The organism is Vibrio sp. 1069, assembly GCF_033340555.1.
This window is the reverse complement of sequence record NZ_JAWOWP010000005.1, coordinates 127,145-148,556: the sequence shown is the minus strand read 5'-3', so window position 1 is coordinate 148,556 and position 21,412 is coordinate 127,145. Positions and strand designations below refer to the sequence as shown.

Annotated in this window: 20 protein-coding genes; 8 read left to right on the top strand and 12 right to left on the bottom strand. The window is 46.7% G+C overall.

The window, feature by feature from the left end:
* Positions 1–55: 55 nt before the first annotated feature.
* The 3 genes from R7040_RS10620 to R7040_RS10610 all read right to left on the bottom strand — a co-directional run bounded on the left by R7040_RS10620 (position 56) and on the right by R7040_RS10610 (position 3,274).
* Positions 56–1,180, bottom strand: coding sequence for a M14-type cytosolic carboxypeptidase (locus tag R7040_RS10620; protein ID WP_213967468.1), 1,125 nt, complete (start codon positions 1,178–1,180; stop codon positions 56–58).
* Between the two features lie 113 nt (positions 1,181–1,293).
* Positions 1,294–2,694, bottom strand: a complete 1,401-nt coding sequence (locus tag R7040_RS10615; RefSeq protein ID WP_318096867.1) for an FAD-dependent oxidoreductase — start codon at positions 2,692–2,694, stop codon at positions 1,294–1,296.
* A 220-nt stretch (positions 2,695–2,914) separates the two neighbouring features.
* Entirely contained in the window at positions 2,915–3,274 is a 360-nt protein-coding gene (locus tag R7040_RS10610) for a DUF3316 domain-containing protein (RefSeq protein ID WP_017819758.1), read from the bottom strand.
* Between the two features lie 412 nt (positions 3,275–3,686).
* Here R7040_RS10610 and R7040_RS10605 point away from each other — a divergent pair, with 412 nt between their 5' ends.
* Complete coding sequence (locus tag R7040_RS10605) at positions 3,687–4,613, top strand: VirK/YbjX family protein (RefSeq protein WP_005384371.1); 927 nt, start codon at positions 3,687–3,689, stop codon at positions 4,611–4,613.
* A gap of 12 nt (positions 4,614–4,625) precedes the next feature.
* A complete protein-coding gene (locus R7040_RS10600) occupies positions 4,626–5,177 on the top strand; it encodes an outer membrane beta-barrel protein (protein ID WP_213967469.1) in 552 nt (183 codons plus the stop codon).
* 68 nt (positions 5,178–5,245) lie between these two features.
* Here R7040_RS10600 and R7040_RS10595 read toward each other — a convergent pair whose 3' ends face one another.
* The 6 genes from R7040_RS10595 to R7040_RS10570 all read right to left on the bottom strand — a co-directional run bounded on the left by R7040_RS10595 (position 5,246) and on the right by R7040_RS10570 (position 11,408).
* Positions 5,246–6,151, bottom strand: a complete 906-nt coding sequence (locus tag R7040_RS10595; protein WP_258469530.1) for an EamA family transporter — start codon at positions 6,149–6,151, stop codon at positions 5,246–5,248.
* A gap of 66 nt (positions 6,152–6,217) precedes the next feature.
* Positions 6,218–6,922, bottom strand: coding sequence for a phosphonate utilization transcriptional regulator PhnR (gene phnR, locus R7040_RS10590; RefSeq protein ID WP_005442366.1), 705 nt, complete (start codon positions 6,920–6,922; stop codon positions 6,218–6,220).
* Positions 6,923–6,931: 9 nt separating this feature from the next.
* Complete coding sequence (locus R7040_RS10585; protein WP_005442364.1) at positions 6,932–8,656, bottom strand: putative 2-aminoethylphosphonate ABC transporter permease subunit; 1,725 nt, start codon at positions 8,654–8,656, stop codon at positions 6,932–6,934.
* Between the two features lie 8 nt (positions 8,657–8,664).
* Positions 8,665–9,771, bottom strand: a complete 1,107-nt coding sequence (locus R7040_RS10580) for a putative 2-aminoethylphosphonate ABC transporter ATP-binding protein (RefSeq protein ID WP_213967472.1) — start codon at positions 9,769–9,771, stop codon at positions 8,665–8,667.
* Between the two features lie 103 nt (positions 9,772–9,874).
* Positions 9,875–10,285, bottom strand: a complete 411-nt coding sequence (locus R7040_RS10575) for a GNAT family N-acetyltransferase (RefSeq protein ID WP_025499398.1) — start codon at positions 10,283–10,285, stop codon at positions 9,875–9,877.
* A 112-nt stretch (positions 10,286–10,397) separates the two neighbouring features.
* Positions 10,398–11,408: a putative 2-aminoethylphosphonate ABC transporter substrate-binding protein gene (locus R7040_RS10570; RefSeq protein ID WP_171342663.1), complete on the bottom strand. Its 1,011-nt coding sequence runs from the start codon at positions 11,406–11,408 to the stop codon at positions 10,398–10,400.
* 266 nt (positions 11,409–11,674) lie between these two features.
* Between R7040_RS10570 and phnW the strand changes: the two genes are divergently transcribed.
* The 3 genes from phnW (at position 11,675) to phnX (ending at position 15,080) form a co-directional block, all read left to right on the top strand.
* Complete coding sequence (gene phnW, locus R7040_RS10565; protein WP_045457715.1) at positions 11,675–12,778, top strand: 2-aminoethylphosphonate--pyruvate transaminase; 1,104 nt, start codon at positions 11,675–11,677, stop codon at positions 12,776–12,778.
* 26 nt (positions 12,779–12,804) lie between these two features.
* Entirely contained in the window at positions 12,805–14,184 is a 1,380-nt protein-coding gene (locus tag R7040_RS10560) for an aspartate aminotransferase family protein (RefSeq protein ID WP_213895815.1), read from the top strand.
* 80 nt (positions 14,185–14,264) lie between these two features.
* On the top strand, positions 14,265–15,080 hold the full coding sequence (gene phnX, locus R7040_RS10555; protein ID WP_213967473.1) for a phosphonoacetaldehyde hydrolase: 816 nt from the start codon (positions 14,265–14,267) through the stop codon (positions 15,078–15,080).
* A gap of 85 nt (positions 15,081–15,165) precedes the next feature.
* Here the strand turns inward: phnX and R7040_RS10550 are convergent, their stop codons facing one another.
* Positions 15,166–16,194, bottom strand: coding sequence for a LacI family DNA-binding transcriptional regulator (locus R7040_RS10550; protein WP_005442357.1), 1,029 nt, complete (start codon positions 16,192–16,194; stop codon positions 15,166–15,168).
* Positions 16,195–16,442: 248 nt separating this feature from the next.
* Here R7040_RS10550 and R7040_RS10545 point away from each other — a divergent pair, with 248 nt between their 5' ends.
* Genes R7040_RS10545 through R7040_RS10535 form a run of 3 tightly spaced genes read left to right on the top strand, consistent with a single transcriptional unit; the run spans position 16,443 to position 18,499 of the window.
* A complete protein-coding gene (locus tag R7040_RS10545) occupies positions 16,443–16,886 on the top strand; it encodes a PTS sugar transporter subunit IIA (RefSeq protein ID WP_005384357.1) in 444 nt (147 codons plus the stop codon).
* Between the two features lie 59 nt (positions 16,887–16,945).
* Positions 16,946–17,233: a PTS sugar transporter subunit IIB gene (locus tag R7040_RS10540; RefSeq protein ID WP_005374080.1), complete on the top strand. Its 288-nt coding sequence runs from the start codon at positions 16,946–16,948 to the stop codon at positions 17,231–17,233.
* A 9-nt stretch (positions 17,234–17,242) separates the two neighbouring features.
* Entirely contained in the window at positions 17,243–18,499 is a 1,257-nt protein-coding gene (locus R7040_RS10535; RefSeq protein ID WP_005384349.1) for a PTS ascorbate transporter subunit IIC, read from the top strand.
* A gap of 191 nt (positions 18,500–18,690) precedes the next feature.
* Here the strand turns inward: R7040_RS10535 and R7040_RS10530 are convergent, their stop codons facing one another.
* Both R7040_RS10530 and R7040_RS10525 read right to left on the bottom strand, forming a co-directional pair.
* Positions 18,691–19,053 (bottom strand): ATPase, encoded by a 363-nt coding sequence (locus tag R7040_RS10530; protein ID WP_213967474.1) that lies wholly within the window; start codon positions 19,051–19,053, stop codon positions 18,691–18,693.
* Positions 19,054–19,062: 9 nt separating this feature from the next.
* Positions 19,063–21,093: a S8 family serine peptidase gene (locus R7040_RS10525; RefSeq protein WP_318081311.1), complete on the bottom strand. Its 2,031-nt coding sequence runs from the start codon at positions 21,091–21,093 to the stop codon at positions 19,063–19,065.
* Positions 21,094–21,412: the final 319 nt, after the last annotated feature.

Genomic DNA, 21,412 nt, shown 5'->3' with positions numbered 1-21,412 from the left:
CAGCTCATTTAAATGAGCTGTTTTCGAAATAATGAAAAAGCGTTAACTCGTCGAGCTAAATTTTATCCGCTACGGTTAACGTTGCAGCTAATACATCTTGCCCAAACAAAACACTACGCTCAGGAGACCAACCGTAAAGTGGATCTGGGTGATTGTTGTTATCTTTAAATGGCATTTCGATTGTGTAAGACAAGCATTTGAACTGCTCTGCAACCCAATTTGAACCGACCGTCAAATTCGCTTTACCAGGCTCATCTTTATCGTAACCAATCTCATCTTGGAACTCTGGCGTAATAGTCAGTAACGCTTGCTTAAATGATGTCTCTAAAGCGGCAAGATTTTCATCGTAAGAAGGAATACCTTCTGAGCCAGCGACGAAGTTATACGGAATCGCTTCATCGCCATGAATATCTAAAAACATGTCAACACCCGTTTCCAGCATGCGCTGACGCACAAGGTAGACTTCTGGGCTCTTTTCCATTGATGGCGTTTGCCATTCACGATTTAGGTTTACGCCTACTGAGTTGGTACGCAAGTGACCGCGAATACCACCGTCTGGGTTCATGTTTGGTACGACGTAAAGCACCGCTTTTTCAAGCAATGCACGCGCAACCGTGTCGTTTTCATCTAACAGACGTTGGATCATACCTTCCATGAACCATTCCGCCATTGTCTCACCTGGGTGCTGACGTGCAATCATCCAGATTTTCTTTTTACCTTCTTCTGGCTCACCGAAAGTAAGCAAGCTCATGTCGTTGCCGTCTAATGTGTGGCCTAGTGTTTCAAGTTGGCAGTGGTGCGCGCTTTGTGCCATGTGTAACAAGTCTAAATGACGATCGTACGTGTATGGCGCAAAGTACGCGAAGTAAATTGAGCTGCGCTCAGGGATTACAGTGAAAGTCAGCGTGTCGCCATCGAACTCTGCCGGTACTCGGAACCATTCTTCACGATCGTAAGACGCAACCACATCGTAACCTTGCCATCCTTCTGGATAAGCCGATTTAGCCAAATCAAGCAATTTGATGGTGTGCGATTGCTCAGCTTCTGTCTCAAGACGGAAGTGGAACCACTGGTAGAATTCCGACATATTGTCGTTAGGAATTTTGAGTTGGATGTCGTTTTTGTCGTCCGCTTTCACTACGTGAATGCTGCCGCTATCGAAGTTGCTGAATACTTTCATTTTATGACTCACCTTTTAAATCTGAGCTTGAAAGACAGAGGCTAACACAAGGCTTCATCGCGCCCCAATGACTTTCACTGCAAACTGTCTCGTTTGTGGCTAAAGTCTTCAGTTTAGTCAAGCTTATCCGCTTTGCCTGCTGGTCCTGCAAGTTTTGCTAGCCACTTATCCCAGATAAACGGCGTTTTCTCGTTATCTTCTGCTTCCTCTTTTCGACGTACCGCGTTGCGCACTATCATAGCCCCAGTCCAGCGAAGCGGGTCTGGAGGGAAATACCCCAACGGTCCTTTGGCTAAACCACTGTTCGTCCACTCGTTATCGATTCCCAATATCAATGAAGATAAGATCTTTCCGCCCATTCGAGTCTGCGCTACACCATTGCCTGAATAACCAAATCCGTAAAAGATATTGCTCTGTTTGTCTAGCTCGCCGAAGAAAGGGAAACCAGTAGCAGAACGATCAGAGCCCCCCGTCCATGAATAAGCAAACTCCTCGCCTCTCAAACGAGGAAACAACTTATCGAACGACTTACGCAGTAGACCTTGGTAGCGCGTTGGCTTGTTGAACATTGCGTTGACTTGGTTGTTGAAAGAGAACTGATTGCCGCCTTTCCCCAACATCAAACGGCCATCTGGCGTATCTCGGTAATAGTGCACAAAAATACGAGAATCCAACACACTAGAACCTGCCTGCCAACCAGATAGAGGTAGTGCGTCACCAAGCGGCTTGGTGATCACCATGTCGGAAGAGACCACCACGATACTGTTTTTGAACTGTTTAAACTGCTCTACCATCCATGCATTTAATGCCAACACCACCTGCTGCGCTTGAATATTTCCTTTAGGTGTACAGACGGTGGCAGGTTTTCCATAATCTAGACGCGTCATTGGCGTGTTCTCATAAACTTCTACACCCAGATCAATAGCAACACGGCGTAACCCTCGCGCGAGTAAGGCGGGTTGCACGTTAGCAGCAACCGGAGAGTGATAGCCTTCTATATGTCGAGGTGAACCCGCATTGGCACGCAGTTCCTCCACCGAGCAACGACGCCAACTGTTCACTTCTAATCGCTTTAACTCGTCCACAACTGGCTGCATTCCCCCAGTTTGAGCCTGATTGGTTGCAGTGTAATAAACCCCTTTCAACGATAAGTGCGCATCGATGTTGTGCTGCTGACAAAAGTCGTCAATCTCTAGCACTGCTTGTTCCGACTCTTTTACTAACCAAGCAGCATGTTCTTCACCGAATAACCGTTTCAATGTCGGAAACTTGGTAGACCAAGTCAGCATACAACCGCCGTTTGCGCACGATGCACCACTACCACATAAGCCCTTTTCGATAACAACCACCTGTTTTTCCGGAGATTGCTGCTTAATCATAATCGCGGTCCAAAGTCCGGTGTATCCGCCACCAACAATCGCAACGTCAGTATTAATGTTCTGCTGTAACGGTTGTGGCGTTTCTGGTTGCTCAGCTTCAATTGCCTGCTTGAACCAATATGAATGATGTGTCATCGGGTATCCTCGTTAGTGCGTTACATCCATTTCCGCAAACACTTTACAAACGATGATGACAATCAACGAGCAAGAAAATCTAACGCTGAGCGATAGAAAATGTTGCACTGAGAGTGTGAAAATTTTCGCTTTCGACAAAAACAAAATGAGGAGCTCGTGGCTCCCCAAAAACAAACAGCAAAAAATATTAGTGGTAAACAATTCAAGTCCGTCTTACTGGTTAGTATTTACCGGTATCACGCATGCGGTACTCGTATTGAACATTGAGAATAGGCTGGTAAACAACTTGCCCGTCACTTTGCAAGAACTCATTTACCATGACTTTTGAGTCAGTGATAGAAAACGATTGGCGATCAACATACGTTGTAAGGCTCGTAAACTCATCACGGAGTTGTCCAGATGATTTATTTTGGTAGCTTTGGATCATGTCTCGGCCCATTTCATAAGCCGCTTGTTTGCTATCCATTACGTCGCCATGGATAGTTTCGGTATCGTTTGTCCACTGATAACCACCAGCAAGAGCCATAGAAGGTGCAGCAATCAGAGCAATCGTACTTGCTAAAGTTGTTAAGCGTTTCATAAACCTCTCCTTACTTACCTTTACATCGGGCCAAAATTGGCTCGATACTTATAAGGTACGTATAAAGACCTAAAACACGTCAAAACAATTTCAAATAATGTTCAATTTTCGTTCAACTTATTTCACATTAACTTAGCAACTCAACGTCATATTCAGCCGACATTCGCATTTTCTTTCTTTTGAACAATGGGTTTCAACCTGACACTTCCTTACCAAACCATACAATACCTAAGGTCAATTTTCTCTTAGAATTTCAGCAAAAGAACAGTGTTCAAAACCTTACACAAACGTCGGACACAGCAAAAACCACCTCTTTTCAGTCGTGCTTTGCATTCCTCCTTTTCGGGTTCTTCGCTGCTCGTCCGTCGGTTCTTAATTGTCGCTATTGAGCACAAGTTAATCTGGAGTGAAAATGACCGCGAACAAATCCATTTTTTACCATAGCAAATCGATTTACTCAGATGATTATGCTGATGTCTACAAGCCAATTTGGACCTACAGAGCTAAGTTCATCTTACGTGCGCTTTATTACAAACGTGCGTTTAAGCACCTTTCAGACAATATTGAATCGTCATTGTTAGAGTTGCTTTGTACACGTACGCATCGATTTTTAGAGAAGCCGTTTCGTCCGTATATCATCAAAAACAACTCAGCGTTCGATCGTTCTAACTTGGTGGTTGATCACTATAAAACGATTTCAGAACTGTTTTCTAAACAAACAATCGAAGAAATCTACACAGACTCGAAAGGCCTAACATTAGCCTCTTTTGAAATTGACGAAATCCTGTACTCGGTGAGATTAGTATACGAAGCACGTTATCAAAAAGAAGGCGATATGAGCCTAGTGCTGCACAGCGCTGAAGATGGCAACTTCTACACGCTCTCTTTTACGCTCGGTCACATCGAATCTGGACGCAGCATTATGATTGGCGGCTTACAAGGACCGCGAAGCAGTGAAGAAAACAACGCGAAAATTAAAAAGCTAACTCGTAAGCTTTACGGACAGAGACCAAAAAGCTTGATGGTGAGCTTGCTCACTTTGCTCGCACAAATTTGGGAAGTGAACACGATTCTAGCAGTGAAAACGCAGTCCCATACTTACGCAGCTAAGCGCTACAGCAAAGGGCGAATCAAAACGGATTACGATGCACTCTGGCAAGAATTGGGCGGCACCGAATACAATCGTCATTTTTACTCAATTGATGTAAATGCACCCCGTCGAGATATCGAAGGCATGTCGCGCTCTAAGCGTTCGATGTATCGTCGCCGTTATGAATGGCTAGACAACACCAAGATCACTTTCGAACAAATATTAAAAGGCGAGCAAGCTAAAAGCTAAGGAGAAGCGTTCATGCGTTATTCATTCATTACTGCTTTAGTGTTGTCGGCTTTTTCTTTGTCAGCCAATGCAGAAATCAGTGAGCACATCATAGGTACAAACATTGGCTATGGCGATGTGAACTACGATGCTCCGACAAGCAAAGAATCAGGCGACATGTTCTTAGGTGAAATATATTACCGCTACATGCCAACACATAACTTTGGTATCGAAGCAGGTTATAAAGGCGCGTTTGACGGTATCGGCTCGATACTCGTGAGTCCGATTTCAGAAGTCACCGATACGAGCTTCTCCGGACCTCGCTTGAGTGGCTATGCTAGCTATCCTCTGGGTTCAGGTTTCGAACTGTACGGCAAGGCAGGTGTTACTCTCTACACTCTCGAATACACTTATAAAGTGAACGGTCAGAGCAAGAACATCGAACACTCAAGTGTCGGAGGTGAAGCGGCTGGCGGTATCGGCTGGAGCTACAAACACTTTGGTTTGAATGCAGAATATGTGTACTCAAAAAACAGCGATTTTGACTCTAGCGGTGTGATGTTTGGTGCGCAATTGCGTTTTTAAACAAGGCTTACAAGTTAATACAAAAGGCAGCGAGAGGCTCATTCGCTGCCTTTTTTCGTGAATATAGGTCAATACGCAAGCGCGAGAATGATCCCCGCCACGATAGAAGTAACGCCAAGCCCTCGGGTGAGATACCATTTCTCAGACAGAAACCAAATCCCCATAAACAATCCAAACACAATGCTAATTTGCCTTAGTGCCACGACCAAACTGACGTTGTCGGTCATGGTCATCGCAAACAGTACCAAACCGTAGGTGGATGCCATCATTACCCCTGCCATGCTGGCTGTTTTGCGGATCTGCCACGCGGTCTTAATCTCATCTAGCTTGCCCGTAACTAAGCACCACACAAGGGCTGGGATACCAATTGCCCAAAACTGCACGCCCAAGTAAAAGATCGCACTGTACTGATCATTCAAGATCTCTGATGCTTGTCCTGTGAGTAAACTCAGCGCTTCTTTATCGACTACCGAGTAACCCGTTGTGCCTATTGCGGCAATCAATGCCCAGAACACACCAACGTTCAAATAAGAGCCCAATGTCATCTGACGAAAATTCGTCAGTGGTACCAGCATACAACCAAGAGTAATTAGTAAGAATCCAAGCCACTGCTGACTAGATAATTCATGTCCCAATGCAACACTGATTGCGCCGACCATCATCACAGGCAATGCCCGAGCAATCGGATAAACCACCCCCACATCAGCGTGCTTATAAGCGACAATCAAACCAACCAGATAAACCATTTGTGAAATGCCGCTAATGAACAGCAACCCCCAAAACTCACTCGGTAATGATGTCCAGCCAATGGTTGCCAAATACCAAATCAAATAAGGGGTAAGAATGAAACATGCAGAGAAGCTGGCCGCCATAGTAAACGCGAGCCCTGACCCAGAGTTGCTTTTGCCAAGGATATTCCAGCCCGCATGAAGAACAGCAGAGAAAACGACGAGACCAATCGCCAACAAATCCATTTCAATGTTCCTGTCTGAATAAAATAAAGGCCCCGAGATGGAGCCTTAGATAATGAGAAAATCCACTTAACGATTGAGTTCCGCCAGAGATTCAATGCTGATGGCATCGTGTCGCCAATACTCGATATCGCAATCAATCAACTCACCGTGCTGGTTGTAGTTGATGCGCTCCACTACCATCGCGGGCGTACCGGCTGTCGCACGCAGTGCCTGAGCCATTTCACCCAATAAAGTGCTGGTTGAAATGCGGTAGCGAATCTTTTGATACGTCACGCCATAATGATCGCGGTAAATGTCCGTCAGTGAATTTGATAAATCGTAATCCAACAGGTTCGGAAACAGCTCTGGGCGAATGTAGTTTGTTACGAATACCACAGGTCTGTCTTCAAGGTATCGCACACGGTCGACTCGATACACGTCCGAGAAAGGTTGCAAGTCCAGTAAGCGCGCGGCTTGTTTGTTTGCCAACGTCCCTTTTGCTGCAACCAACTCCGTTTTTGGCACACGATTTTGCGCTTTCGCCATGTTCGGGAAGTTTAGCGTTTGGGTGGGGTCGTAACGCAATGGCTCAGGTGAGATAAACCAACCTCGGCGATCTTCGCGATAGATTCGACCTTCCGCTTCTAGCAGTGATAAAGCTTCACGCAGAGTGACGCGTGTAGTATCGAACGACTCCGCCAACTTACGCTCTGCTGGCAGTTTTTGACGCGGCGATAGCATGCCCGCTTCAATCTGTTCAACAATCGAATCTTTAATTTTTACGTATTGCACGAAGTGTCCTTATCTTTTGCGCCAAGCTTGTGTGCGATTCTCTAACAATTTACCCAAAGTCATCTGAACAATCTTCGCAATTGCGGCAGCCATCATGATCATCACAGCCATTGCCGCTGCAGCGCCAGTTTGACCGGCATCATCCATATTCAGAATCGAGACCGAAGCCGGAATCGTATCGGTTGAGTAAAGGAATACTACCGCAGAAGTGGTGGTCAATGCATTAACAAACAAGTAAGTCGCAATGTCCAAAATCGCAGGTAAGCACACAGGTAATGTCACTTTAAAGAACAACTTGTATTGAGGGAGCTTCACCGATGCCGCCGTGGCTTCAATCTCCGATGGTAACTGCTTTAGCGCTGTCAGGGCTGTCATGTGACCCACGGTGTAGTAATGCACTACCGTGTTAATTACCAAGAATGCCATGGTGCCATAAAGCACATTCAGAGGATTGTTCGCATCGTTGAAGTAAAATATGTAACCCAAGCCAAGCACCATACCCGGTACCGCCATTGGCACCACGCTAAGCATTTGCATCACCTGACGAATTGGACCAAACGCACGCCCTTTCTCAATGCAGTAAGCACCGACAAAGATGATGGCTGTACCAATAACTGCCGTCCAACCTGCCAGCGTTAGTGAGTTGAAGAATGGGCTCCAACCGTAAGTGCTCATTTCGGCAAAGTTGTAATTGTTTAGCGTCAACGCTTTGTTCCAAGGCCAGAACGTAACTAACGAGCCATACACCGCCATGCCAAGCACAGCCAGCACTGCAATAGAAATGATGCTGCAGTAGACCAAACAGATGCTGTCGCGCGCTTTATTAGGTTCTGGCTGATAAGGCACCGAGCGAGTGTCAAATAAGCTCTTTTGCTTTTTCTGTACCCAGCGGTCTGCACCAAATGCCATTACCGCAGGGAATAACAACATAATGCTGGTCACCGCCCCCATGGCAAAGTTTTGCTGTCCCACTACTTGCTTGAAGATGTCAGTCGCCAGGACGTTGTAGCTTCCACCAATCACTTTCGGCACACCAAAGTCCGTGATAACCAGCGTAAAGACCACGATAAGCGTACTGATCAAACCGTATTTCGCCGCAGGTAACGTCACCATAAAGAAGGTTTTGATGGGTGAAGTTTTCAGTGCGCGGGCTGCTTCATACAAGCGAGCATCAGAAGTGCGCAACGAAGTGGTTAAGATCATCAATGCATGAGGAAAGGTCCAGAAGATCAAACCCATCGAGATACCAATCACGCCATAAATCGAGTTTCCTAACAGCATCTCTTTCGCAATGCCTTGATTACCGAAAAGGAAGATTAAACTGATCGCCGGCAACAACGAAGGCGCAAGGATTGGCGCAGTACCTAAGATTTGGAACAAACCTTTAAACGGCATGCATGAACGAGTCAGCGCGTAGGCATAACCAAACGCAAGCACACCCACTACCGAGGTCACAATCACGCCCAAAGTGAAGGTGTTGCCCACCGACACCCACAAGCTTGAAGAAGAAAAGTACGTCGCAAAGTTGGCCAAACCAACGAATTCGCCATTGGCATTTTGCACACTCTTGGTCAACATTGCCCAAAGCGGCATTAAGATGAACAGCACCATCATGGTCGACAAGCCAGCAAGCAAACCAAACAACACAAGGTTGTCGCGGCTAACACGTCCGAGTAAGGATTTTGCTTTGTCTTGTGTGGTCAGGCTATTCATCGTCATTGTCTTCGCATCCATGTTTACACCTACGCTGCTAGCGCTTTATCAACCGAGGGCACGGCGTAACCATGCAGCCCTTCTTCAGCAAACTGGATGTAACGTACATCGCCCGCCTTGATGTTGAGTTTTTGAACCGTTTCCACAGGCACATCCACTACGATGGTTTTCGTTGAGCTGTCGTTTTGCAATACGCAATCAATGCGGAAAAACGCACCCAGAAACTCGGTAGCGGTAACTCGCACAGGTAAAGAGTTGGTGTAGTTTTCAACGAACTTGATGCTTTCAGGCCGCACCGCAAGGTCGAAGCGGTCACCACGTTGGATCTTACGATTGGTCAAGCTTGGCGCTGGCATCAAGGTTTCGGCAATGCGTACTTGGGAGTCCGTTGCGACTGAGGTTTCAATAAAGTTCATGCTGCCGACAAACTCAGCGACAAAGCGCGTTGCTGGTTGTTGGTAGATCTCTTGAGGTGTACCGACTTGCTCAATCACGCCATGGTTCATCACCACAATGCGATCCGCCATCGACAGCGCTTCGTCCTGATCGTGCGTAACCATAATGGTGGTGATGCCAAGCTTACGTTGCAGCTTACAAATCTCGTCACGTAAGTGAACACGTACTTTTGCATCTAGCGCTGACAGCGGCTCATCAAGTAACAGTAGACCCGGTGACAACGCCAATGCACGAGCCAAAGCAACACGCTGCTGCTGACCACCAGAAAGTTGGTTAGGGAATTTCTCGCCAGAGGTTGAAAGACCAATGGTTTCTAACCAGTAATCCACTTTCTCTAGCGCTTCTTTGGTCGACATACCTTGGTTCTTCAAACCCACCGCAATGTTCTCTTGCACAGTTAGGTTCGGAAACAAAGCGTAAGATTGGAAGACGATGCCGAAATCGCGCTTCTCTGGTGGTAGGAATGTGGTCTCTTGACCGTTTTGAAAAATCGCACCAGACGTTGGCAAGTCTAAACCGGCAATGGCACGTAGCAGAGTGGTTTTACCGCAGCCAGAAGGGCCAAGAAAACAAACGAACTCGCCCTTTTCAATCGCTAGCGAGATTTTCTTTAATGCAGTGAACTGTCCGAATTGCTTCACTACATTTTCGATATTTAGGTAATGTTGGTTAGTTGACATAACACACGCTCCAAATGGTATATACCAACTTTAGTTTTGGAATATTACGTTCCAATGACAAATTTATAGCCAGAAGATGACAAATAGATGAACACCCTCGATATTAAACGCTTAAATCTAAACTCATCTTGAAATACGGAATGTCTGATTTATAAAAGCGCTCGCCCTCCTTCTGTAATCCAAACTTCTGATAAATTTTCAATGCCGACTCACGCGCATCGCACCAGAATACCTCTGCGTTAAACGCCTTAGCATCATCAATCATCGTCTCCAACATTCGAGAGCCGATCCCTTTCCCTTGTTGACTTGAAGACACCGCAAACTTCCTTAGTCTTGCTGCGCCATTGTTGAAGAAGACTGACGCCACACCCACCAGCTCTCCGTTCACATAACTCCCGTAATGATAGCCAGTTTCATCTTCATCAACCTTGCAAAACTCAATGCTTTTGCTTGGCCATAAAACCTGCTGTCGAAGCGGCAGTGTCTGCTCCGCATTAATACGTTGGATTTCCATGCACTTCCTCTTTTCTACCTGAGTATCCGGCCACTAATGTGCCTCTACTTTTCGCAAGATGCAAAAAAGGAGAGCAACCGCTCTCCTTTGACAATCGGATTTGTCGTAACCCTTATGATTTTGGCTCTGATTTCGCGTCAAATTTCTCAGACCATGCCGTTAGAATCTCTGCACGCTTACTACCCATTTGCGCAAAGTCCATCTTCGCCATGTTCTCTTGAACATTAGGGAAGTTAGACACAGTAGCTTTCACTTCTTTATGTGCAACCACTGGGTACATTTCTACGTAAAGCTCGTTTGCCGCTTTAGAGATTGACCAGTCGACAACACGTTTCGCTGCATCCGACTCTTTTACTAGACCAACGGCTTCTGATTCCCAACCGATGCCTTTTGGTGTGATCACCGCTAGTGGCGCGCCTTGTGTTTTCAACTTCGCGCCGCGGCTTGCCATCGAAATACCGATAGCCACTTCACCCATACCCGCTTGAACACATGGCTTAGAGCCAGAGTGCGTGTAGTGTGCAATGTTCTTATCTAGGTCACGCATGTAGTTCCATGCCTGATCTTCACCCATGTTTTGTAGCCAAGCAGAAACCTGCATGTAGCCAGTGCCTGAAGACGCTGGGTTCGGCATTGCAATGTGACCTTTGTAAACCGGCTTCGTTAGGTCTTCCCAAGACGTTGGTTTCGGTAGGTTAAGTTGTTTCGCTACCGCTTCGTTGAAACAAACTGCGTTAAAGAACGCATCGTTACCGAACCAAGCTTGGTTTGATTGAGGGTCGTTTAGGTTCGCGTGCAGCTCTTCCAAACCTTTTGGTGTGTAAGGCTTAAGAAGACCCTCATCTTTAAGCAGTGCCATTGACGAGCCAGCAAGACCCCAAACCACTTCCGCTTGAGGGTTGTTCTTTTCTGCCAGCAATTTCGCCGTCATGATACCGGTGGAATCGCGAACCCACTTAATCTTGATATCTGGGTTATCTTTCTCAAACGCAGACTTGTATTTCGCAAGAATGTCAGTTTCGAAAGCGGTGTAAACCGTGACTTCCTGTGCTGCCATTGCATTCGTAGCTAGCAGAGAGACAAGTGCAGCCAGCGATCCTTTCATCAAACGGTTTTTCATCATTTTCTCCAGTTAATTTGGCTAAGTTTTCATTTGGTCTGTACCAGTTGACGATATACACCCTACTGAGCCTTTGTGACGAATTCATGACCATTAAATGGCAGTTTTACGAAAATTATCGATGAATAATCGTTCAATTGATCCGCCATTTTCTGGATATTAAAGTTTTATGAAATTGGAGATTCGCCTATTTACTGCCCTTTTCTTCCTCGCTAGAGTGAACTTGAAATTTGGTGTAGACCAATTAGCCTATTCTGATGGAAATCGAGATGAAAAACGAATACCTACTACTGACTCCAGGTCCTCTATCTACTTCTGAAACAGTACGTGAAGCCATGCTAAAAGACTGGTGTACTTGGGATGATGAATACAACAAAGACATTGTAGAAGTGATCCGCACTAAGCTTGTAAAACTGGCGACGGAGCAAGACGGCTACACCAGCGTACTAATGCAAGGTAGCGGCACCGCATCAGTCGAAGCAACGATTGGCAGTGCCATTGGCAAAGATGGAAAATTGTTGGTTGTCGACAACGGTGCTTACGGTGCGCGTATCGCTCAGATCGCTGATTACCTAAATATTCCATGCCATGTAGTTTCCCCAGGCGAAACATCACAGCCACACTTGAACGAGGTGGAAACTGCATTGGCATCGGATCCTGCGATCACACACGTGGCGATTGTTCACTGTGAGACAACCACTGGCATGCTGAATCCAATTGAGGCATTTGCTTCTGCGGCAAAAGCACACGGTAAAGTCGTGATTCTCGATGCCATGTCGAGCTTTGGTGGCATTCCTATCGATATCGCAGAGCTAGGCATCGATTTTATGATCAGCTCTGCAAACAAATGTATTCAAGGCGTACCGGGTTTTGGCTTTGTGATTGCGAAACAAACTGAGCTAGAAAAGTGCCAAGGTCAGGCGCGTTCTTTGAGCCTTGATCTTTACGACCAGTGGCACTGTATGGAAGTGAACCACGGCAAATGGCGTTTCACGTCTCCAACGCACACAGTTCGCGCTTTCTATCAAGCATTGCTAGAACTGGAACAAGAAGGCGGCATTGAGGCTCGTCATCACCGTTACCAAACTAACCAGAAAACACTGGTTGCAGGAATGCGTTCTCTGGGGTTCGAACCACTACTGAGTGATGACCTTCATTCGCCAATCATCACTTCTTTCTACTCTCCGACGCACAGTGATTACCAGTTCAAAGCGTTCTACACACGTTTAAAAGAGCAAGGTTTTGTGATTTATCCGGGTAAGGTATCGAACGCAGATTGCTTCCGTATCGGCAACATTGGCGAAGTTTACCCAGCAGATATCGAGCGCTTAATCGGTGCGATTGAAAAAGCCATGTACTGGCAAGTTGCTTAAAGCAGCCTTCTGATTGAGAGAGCGTTATGACTCAGAATATCAAACCGACCCATTTCCGCAGCGAAGGTGATGTCAACACGACACCAGCGCGCCAAGCTTGGAATGCATCGATGGACGACGAACGCACGCAAGCTTTGTTGAAGCGTGATTCGGAGGTCTTTCTTCATCAAGCCATGTCAACGCCTTGCTTAGATACCTTGGAAGCAGCAGAAGGCATCTACATCCAAGATGCTACCGGCAAAAAGTACATGGATTTCCATGGCAATAACGTCCACCAGTTGGGCTACGGTCACCCGCATGTGATGAAACGCGTGCAAGAGCAAATTGCCAAACTGCCGTTTTCACCACGTCGTTTTACCAACGAGACCGCGATTGAATGTGCCGAAAAGCTCACCCAAATCTGTGGCGGTGAATTGAATCGTGTGCTGTTTGCTCCAGGTGGCACATCTGCGGTTGGCATGGCACTTAAACTAGCGCGCCACATCACGGGCAACTACAAGGTGGTGTCGTTGTGGGACTCCTTCCACGGTGCATCGTTGGATGCCATCTCAGTGGGTGGCGAAGCGTGTTTCCGCCAAGGCATGGGACCATTAATGGCAGGTGTTGAACGCATCCCACCAGCCGTATCTTACCGTGGTGCTTTCCCAGTAGAGGACGGCAGCGACGTGCATTACGCCGATTACCTCGAATACGTGATTGAGAAAGAAGGCGGCGTGGGCGCATTTATCGCAGAAGCGGTTCGCAACACGGATGTTCAAGTGCCGAGTAAAGCCTACTGGAAACGCATTCGAGAAATCTGTGACAAACACAATGTCATGTTGATCATCGACGACATCCCGAATGGCATGGGTCGCAGCGGAGAATGGTTTACCTACCAAGCCTACAACATCGAGCCAGATATGCTCTGCATCGGTAAAGGCTTGGGTGGTGGCTTAGTACCTATCGCAGCCATGGTCACCAAAGACAAGTACAACACCGCCGAGCAAATCTCCATGGGTCATTACACTCATGAGAAAAGCCCTATCGGTTGTGCTGCGGCACTGGCAACCATGGAAGCCATTGAGCAAGACGGCTTGCTAGATAAAGCCAAAGCTGACAGCCAGTTCATGCGTGAAAAGCTGCTAGAGATGAAAGCCAAATACCCAGTGATTGGTGATGTGCGTGGCATCGGCATGTTGTGGGGCATTGAACTGGTCACTGACCACGAAAGCAAAGCACGCGCGTATGACGAAGCGGAAGCTGTGCTGTACCAATGCCTCAACAACGGCGTGAGCTTCAAAGTATCGCAAGGTAACGTGATTCAACTCAGCCCACCGCTGATCATTACTCGCGAACAACTGACAGAAGCGTTGGCGATATTCGAAGAAGCCATCGCCAAAGTATGCAAAGACTTTAACTACTTCTAACCTCAACAAAAACCAATTTATCCTGAGCGCAGTTCCAACGTGTAGGCAAGCGCTCTGGCAAGCAAGAAAAAGGATTGAACATGAGCAACTCACCAATTCAAGCAGTGATCTTTGACTGGGCTGGCACTATCGTCGATTTCGGCTCTTTCGCGCCAACCAGCATCTTTGTGGAAGCGTTCAAGCAAGGATTTGATTTCGAAATCGACCTTGAAGAAGCGCGCGAACCAATGGGGCTTGGTAAGTGGGATCACATCCAAGCGGTGGGTCGCATCCCTGCGGTTGATAAGCGTTGGAATGAGAAGTTTGGTCGCTCAATGACCAGCGAAGACATCGACGCTATCTACGCAGCATTCATGCCTCTACAAAAAGCAAAAGTGGCTGACCATGCAGACCCAATCCTTAATGCGATTGAAGTTGTGAACGGTCTGAAAGACAAAGGCATCAAGATCGGTTCTTGTTCTGGTTACCCTCGCGAAGTGATGGACGTACTGATTCCAGTGGCAGCGGATTACGGCTACAAACCGGATTACGTAGTAGCAACGGATGACCTGCCGCAAGGTGGTCGCCCAGCACCATTTATGGCACTGAAAAACGTGATTGAGCTGAATGTAACGGACGTTAATACGTGCATCAAAGTGGATGACGCCGCACCGGGCATCGATGAAGGTCATAACGCTGGTATGTGGACCGTTGGTCTATTACTTTCTGGTAACGAAGCAGGTCTAACGTTTGAAGAATACCAAGCCGCGGACGAAGCAACACTTAATGCCGCTCGTGAAAAAGCGCGTGCAAAATTGCTAAAGAGCTCGCCGCATTACCTCATCGACACCATTGCTGACTTCCCAGAAGTGGTTGCAGATATCGAACGTCGCCTAGCAGCAGGTGAGCGTCCTTAGCCGATAGTCACTATTCTCACGCATAAAAAAACCTCTCGGCATTGAGAGGTTTTTTGTATCGCGTTTTGTTTCTAACCAAATCAAATTAGTTGATCGCAGTACTCGCTCGGCGTTTTAGCTTAAAGCCCATGTCCGTTGCGTGCTCTACAGGCTCACCTTTAATGGCTTGCAGTAACTTGTCTGCAGCTTTCGTCCCCATGCGTTCGTAGTCGAATTCCGCACAGGTCAAACTTGGATAGGCGTGCTCACCCATGGAAGAACCTTCCAAACAGATAATCGCAATGTCGGTCGGGACTTTCAGCACTCGGCGGTGACACTCAAACAACGCGCCAATCGCAATCTCTTCATGGCTACATACCAAAGCATTCAAACTTGAATCGCGCAGCAATAGCTTTGCCAACCCTTCCGCACCCAATTGTGAAGATGGTGCTTCGTGCGTGGTTAAGAAATGATCCGGCGCAAGATAGTTCTCAATCATCGCGCTTTGCCAGCCGTGTAGCTTACGTTGCAAAGTGGAGTGATCGCCACGCGCACCAATGAAGCCCACGTTCTTGAAGCCTTGTTCAATCACATGCTTGGTACAGGCTTTACCCACCTCAAAATGGTCAACGCCGATATTGAGATAACTGGCTTTCGAACTTAACTCTGCAATTTCCAATACTGGCGTGTTCGAGGCTTCCAAAAGCTGATTGGTTCGCTGGCTGTGTTCATTACCAAACAACACCACTCCCGCTGGGCGGCTCTCAAGAAATGTCGAAAGCAGTTTCTCTTCTTGCTCTACCGAGTAATCACTGTAGCCAAGCAGCAACTGATAACCCGCTTTGTTCAACGCTTGTTGAAAGCTCGGTAAGAAAAGCGCGCACGCTTTTTCAAACAGGGAAGGAATGATAAGAGCGATGGAGTAACTTTCAGCAGACGCTAAAGCCCCTGCCGCTTTATTCGGGATATAGCCGAGCTCATCAACCACTTGTTGAATCTTTTCTCTCAGCTTGTCAGATACTAGCTCGGGCGTTCGTAATGCTCTCGACACCGTCATGGTGCCTACGCCGGCTTTTTTAGCGACGTCCGCCAAGGTGACATTGCCAGTACTTCTTCGTTTGCGAGGTTCGCTCATTGTTTTTATTTAGTGTTCTCTATTTTCTGCCGCGACATCTTACCACAGCGTTTTAGTGGTTTTGATATTAGCGCATTAGAAGTCGATCACAAGCATATGAAACTCGGATGACTGATAAAAATGGTAGCGCTATCACAATTTATGATAGCGCTATCAGATAGCGCTACCATTTGTGATCATTCTCAGGTTTTTCTGACAAATTGATCGATAAAGTACCCATCAACAAAACAACAAACCGGAAAGATCCAATGCTACGTGAACTGATTACCTCTGATGTGATTCGCATCCATTCTGATGCTACTGACTGGAAAGATGCGGTGAGTAAATCCTGTGAAGCACTGATTGAAAATGGCGCGATTGAGCCAAGCTACGTGGACGCTATTTACCGCTCACACGAAGAGCTCGGTCCTTACTACGTGGTAGGTCCTGGTATGGCAATGCCACACGCTCGCCCTGAAGATGGCGTTAACCGTTTGTCTCTTGCCATCACAGTGATTCAAAACGGCGTGAACTTCGATTCTGAAGGTAACGACCCAGTGAAAATGCTGGTTACGCTAGCCGCGACAGACAGTAACTCGCACGTGGATGCGATTTCTAAACTGGCTGAGTTGTTTATGAATGAAGAGCATGTAGAAGCCATCTGCACCGCTCAAAACACACAAGATGTTCTCGCGATCATCGAAAAATACTAACTCCTGATGTGCCCTTAAAAAATGGGCATACACCCCTATAAAAAGAAAAGGTCTGAATTATGAAAATTATGGTTGTTTGCGGTCACGGTCTTGGTACTAGCCTAATGATGGAAATGAGCATCAAAGGCATCGTGAAAGAATTGAATGTAAACGCAGAAGTGGATCATATCGATCTAGGTTCTGCAAAAGGTACGGATTGCGACATATTCATCGGTACTAACGACATCGTTGAACAGTTGAACGCACTTGGCGTTGAACCACGCATCGTTGCGCTTGATAACATGGTCGACAAAGTGGCAATGAAAGAGCGTCTATCTGTAGCACTTCAAGAGCTTGGCGCTCTATAAGGTGGCGTTATGGAATTTTTCAGTTTCTTAATGAACGATGTCCTATCAGAGCCAGCGGTTCTGGTAGGTCTTATCGCCCTAATCGGCTTAATTGCCCAGAAAAAACCGGTCACCGAGTGCATTAAAGGCACGGTAAAAACCATTCTTGGTTTCATCGTGCTTGGCGCGGGTGCGGGTCTGGTTGTAACTTCTCTGGGTGACTTTGCGACGATTTTCCAACACGCGTTCGGCATCACTGGCGTGGTTCCAAACAACGAAGCTATCGTCTCTATCGCGCAAGAAGCGTTTGGTAAAGAGATGGCGATGATCATGTTCTTCGGTATGTTAGTGAACATCTTGATCGCTCGCTTCACGCCATGGAAATTCATCTTCCTAACAGGTCACCACACGCTATTTATGTCGATGATGGTAGCGGCGATCCTTGCTTCTAGCGGCATGAAAGGTGTTCCACTGATCGCGCTTGGCTCTCTGGTTGTGGGCTCTGTGATGGTGTTCTTCCCTGCGATTGCTCACAAGTACATGAAGCAAGTAACAGGTTCTGACGACGTTGCGATTGGTCACTTCTCTACCCTTTCTTACGTACTAGCGGGCTTTATTGGCAGCAAGTTCGGTAACAAAGAACACTCTACTGAAGAGATGAACGTACCTAAGAGCTTGTTGTTCCTACGTGATACGCCTGTAGCAATCTCGTTCACCATGGGCATCATCTTTATGGTGACGTGTATCTTTGCTGGCGGTGACTTTGTACGCGAAGTTAGCGGTGGTAAGCACTGGTTCATGTTCGCGCTGATGCAATCCATCACATTCGCCGGTGGTGTGTACGTTATCCTTCAAGGTGTACGTATGGTTATCGCAGAAATCGTTCCGGCGTTTAAAGGCATCTCAGACAAACTAGTACCAAACGCGAAACCTGCGCTTGATTGTCCGGTTGTATTCCCATACGCACCAAACGCAGTATTGGTTGGCTTCCTATCGAGCTTTGCGGCGGGTCTTTTGGGTATGTTCCTACTTTACGTGATGGGGCTTACTGTGATTATCCCTGGTGTCGTTCCACACTTCTTTGTAGGTGCAGCGGCAGGTGTATTTGGTAACGCTACAGGTGGTCGTCGCGGTGCAATCTTGGGTGCTTTTGCACAAGGTCTACTGATTACCTTCCTACCAGTATTCCTAATGCCAGTACTGGGTGACCTAGGCTTTGCTAACACGACCTTTAGTGACGCAGACTTCGGCGCCGTTGGTATCCTACTGGGTCTGATTGTTCGTTAAGTAGTTAGTCTGAATATGACTAGCTGATAACTGACTTGATTGATGCGGGAATAGGCTCATCGGCATCAATCCTAAAGAGTCTCTAGTCATAGCAAGCGACTGACTTTAGAAGAACCGGAGCATGAAAGAAAACAAACGCCCCTTACGTGAGGGGCGTTTTTCTTTTTGGCACTATCTCAAGGAAGTTTGGCTTATTGAAGCGTAGTTCCGTTAGATAGCAGCTTTCTTGTCGGCTCTTGCTCGGTGTATTCGACCGCATCATGTTCCGCGAGTTTATCGACTTCCGCCTGTCCACCCACGACAACCAAGACGTGTTGTTTCACCAGAGCGTCGACCACTTCAATGTTGTGCTGACGAAGAAGCGCTCTCACTTCGCTCTCTTTCCCTTCATGATACTTAACAAAGTAACGTGCAGGTTGCTGCTCGGCTTGATCTTGGCGTTCATCCACGAGAGGAAATCCTTGATTGTTTGCCAAGCTGCTTGAGCTCAGTCCGATTGCCAATAGTGCGGTAGCGCCTACCGCAGACAAAGAAAGTAAGGTCAACTTCTTCATAGCCACTCCTTATTGAAAGGTCAGAGTCCAACTGTTGATGGTGCCTGTGTCTCTTCTGGCACTGTCCACCGCTTTTAGTTCCCATGTACCTTGCGATTCAAAACCAGAAAAATCCGCTTGGAACGTGTTTTTTATATCGTTAGCGCTGCCGCCGGTATTATTGTGAAGTACAACTTCTCCACCAGTCGGTGACGTTAAAGTCACTCGTAGATCACCGATGTAAGTGTGGCTAATATCAACGTCAATACTTACTGTGCCTGAATCACCAGAGCGTTCGACTTCTACTGCACTGATTGCGCCAGAAGATTTATTATCTGGAATCGCAACAGGGCTGGTATTTGAGAAGCTAGAGTCCGAAGAGCTACCACCATCAGGTCCATTACAGCCAGCGTCCAAGAACAGCTTAGCCGCTTCAGCATTAACTAGGCCGTGGCCAGTACGGTTGTCTCGACCAGCAACATCAATATCTGTTGCAGTTTTCACTAGGGCATTACGTACTTGCGCTGCTGTACAGGTTGGGTGGTAACTCCACACCAAGCCAGCTACGCCCGTTACGTGCGGTGTCGCCATTGATGTACCATTGTAGTACTCGTAATCTTCACCAGAGGTTGTTGCAACAGTAATTTCCTGACCAACATACCCCAACAGCTCTTGACCAAATGCACGATCAACCGTTACCGAAACCATACGATAAGCGTTGTTTGTGTCTACCAAGAATGGGTTTTGTAAACCAGGTAGTTCAGAGTTGCTGTATACGATTGCAGCTCGCGCACCCGCATTGTAACAAGCCTGAACCGCATCCACTTCAGGGTAGTTTCCTGAAGACTGGTTACCAATACGCTCAGTCAAACAAATTTTGCCCGACATATCACCACAGTTGACGTTACCGCCAGATACATCACAGCTATCTAGCGTTGCCGTTACTGAACCAGCGATTGGATCCGGAACATACGAAGAACCGTTATTGATCAAACGATTGTGAGGAACAATCCCACGATCAAACTGGCTTACACCATTCAAGGTAATATCAGAAAGTTTACCTTCACCTACCGTAACCGTTGATAAGATCGCCACACCCGGGCCTGAGATCTCAACTTGATTAGTAGATTGTGAGAACGCCGCATGATCATTTTGATTATCAACAGCCGCAACAGACATCACTGAGTCATAAGAAGCTGGATAGCTGTGCGCTGTATTGCCATCATTACCCGCAGCGGCGATCAATAGAACGCCTTGATCGTAAATATTTTGCAGTGCATTTTGCTCAGTTCGGCTTGATTGACTACCACCAAGGCTCATGTTCACAACGTTAGCACCATTATCGGCACAGGTCTGGATTGCTTTAACAAGCCCAGATGAGTAACCCCAACCCGATTCATTAAATACTTTCACGATGTGCAAATTAACATTCTGGTTTGGCATCACACCCTTTACACCTTCGGTGTTGGCAATCGCAGCAATCGTACCCGCGACGTGAGTACCGTGGGCATTGTTGTTACCCGGATCACTCCATGATCCCGTACCACTATCGTTAGTACCAGCAACGCGGTTACCGCTTAGGTCGTTGTGCGAAATGTCGTACCCTGAATCGATAATACATACAGTGCGATTACCCGCATTGAAGTCAGCTAGCAGTTGAGCATTAACCGCTTCATATCCCCATGGGGTCGTTTCGCTGAGCAAATAGCGAGGTGGATCGACTTCCACGTATTCCACATCACTACGGTTGCGAAGCGGCTCTAAGTCATCGCCATCCAATTCAACGCTGTAAATGGCGCGATTACCCAGTTTTTCCACCTTACGTGCCTTCACCTGTTCTAGAACAGACTCCTGCGCGATTCGTGGCCCCCAGAATGAGTTACCACCCATTGAAGAACGGCTGACTGCATCTTCTTTGAATTTGACGATGTACTTCGTCGGTAACTTAGATTCATCAAATCCCATTGGTGGAGCCGCAAACGCTGACATCGAAGTGGTCAGTGCTATTGCTACGGCAGACAACGAAAATAAGCCTTGTTTTTTACTTGTTGTGTAGTGCATTTGCCCTATTCCTTATTTGAGCTAATTTTTATTCACTATATTCTCATGAAAAGTCATCATCATGATGTTTGCATGAGAGCTTCAGCTATAGTTTACAGAGCAAAAATGCCAAACAATTTGTTTCATGAATATACAAATTTGTACAAAAGATCATTCAATAAACACTTTAAGTTAACATTAAAAATCATCAACAAAACCTTATAAAGCAATTACTTAATTAACAAAAAGTGAATGTTAAATTAATGTTAGTGAGTAATTATTCTAAATATCACCCATTTAATCGATTGCTATGCTGAATGGATTTTTTGACCGTGGTGCC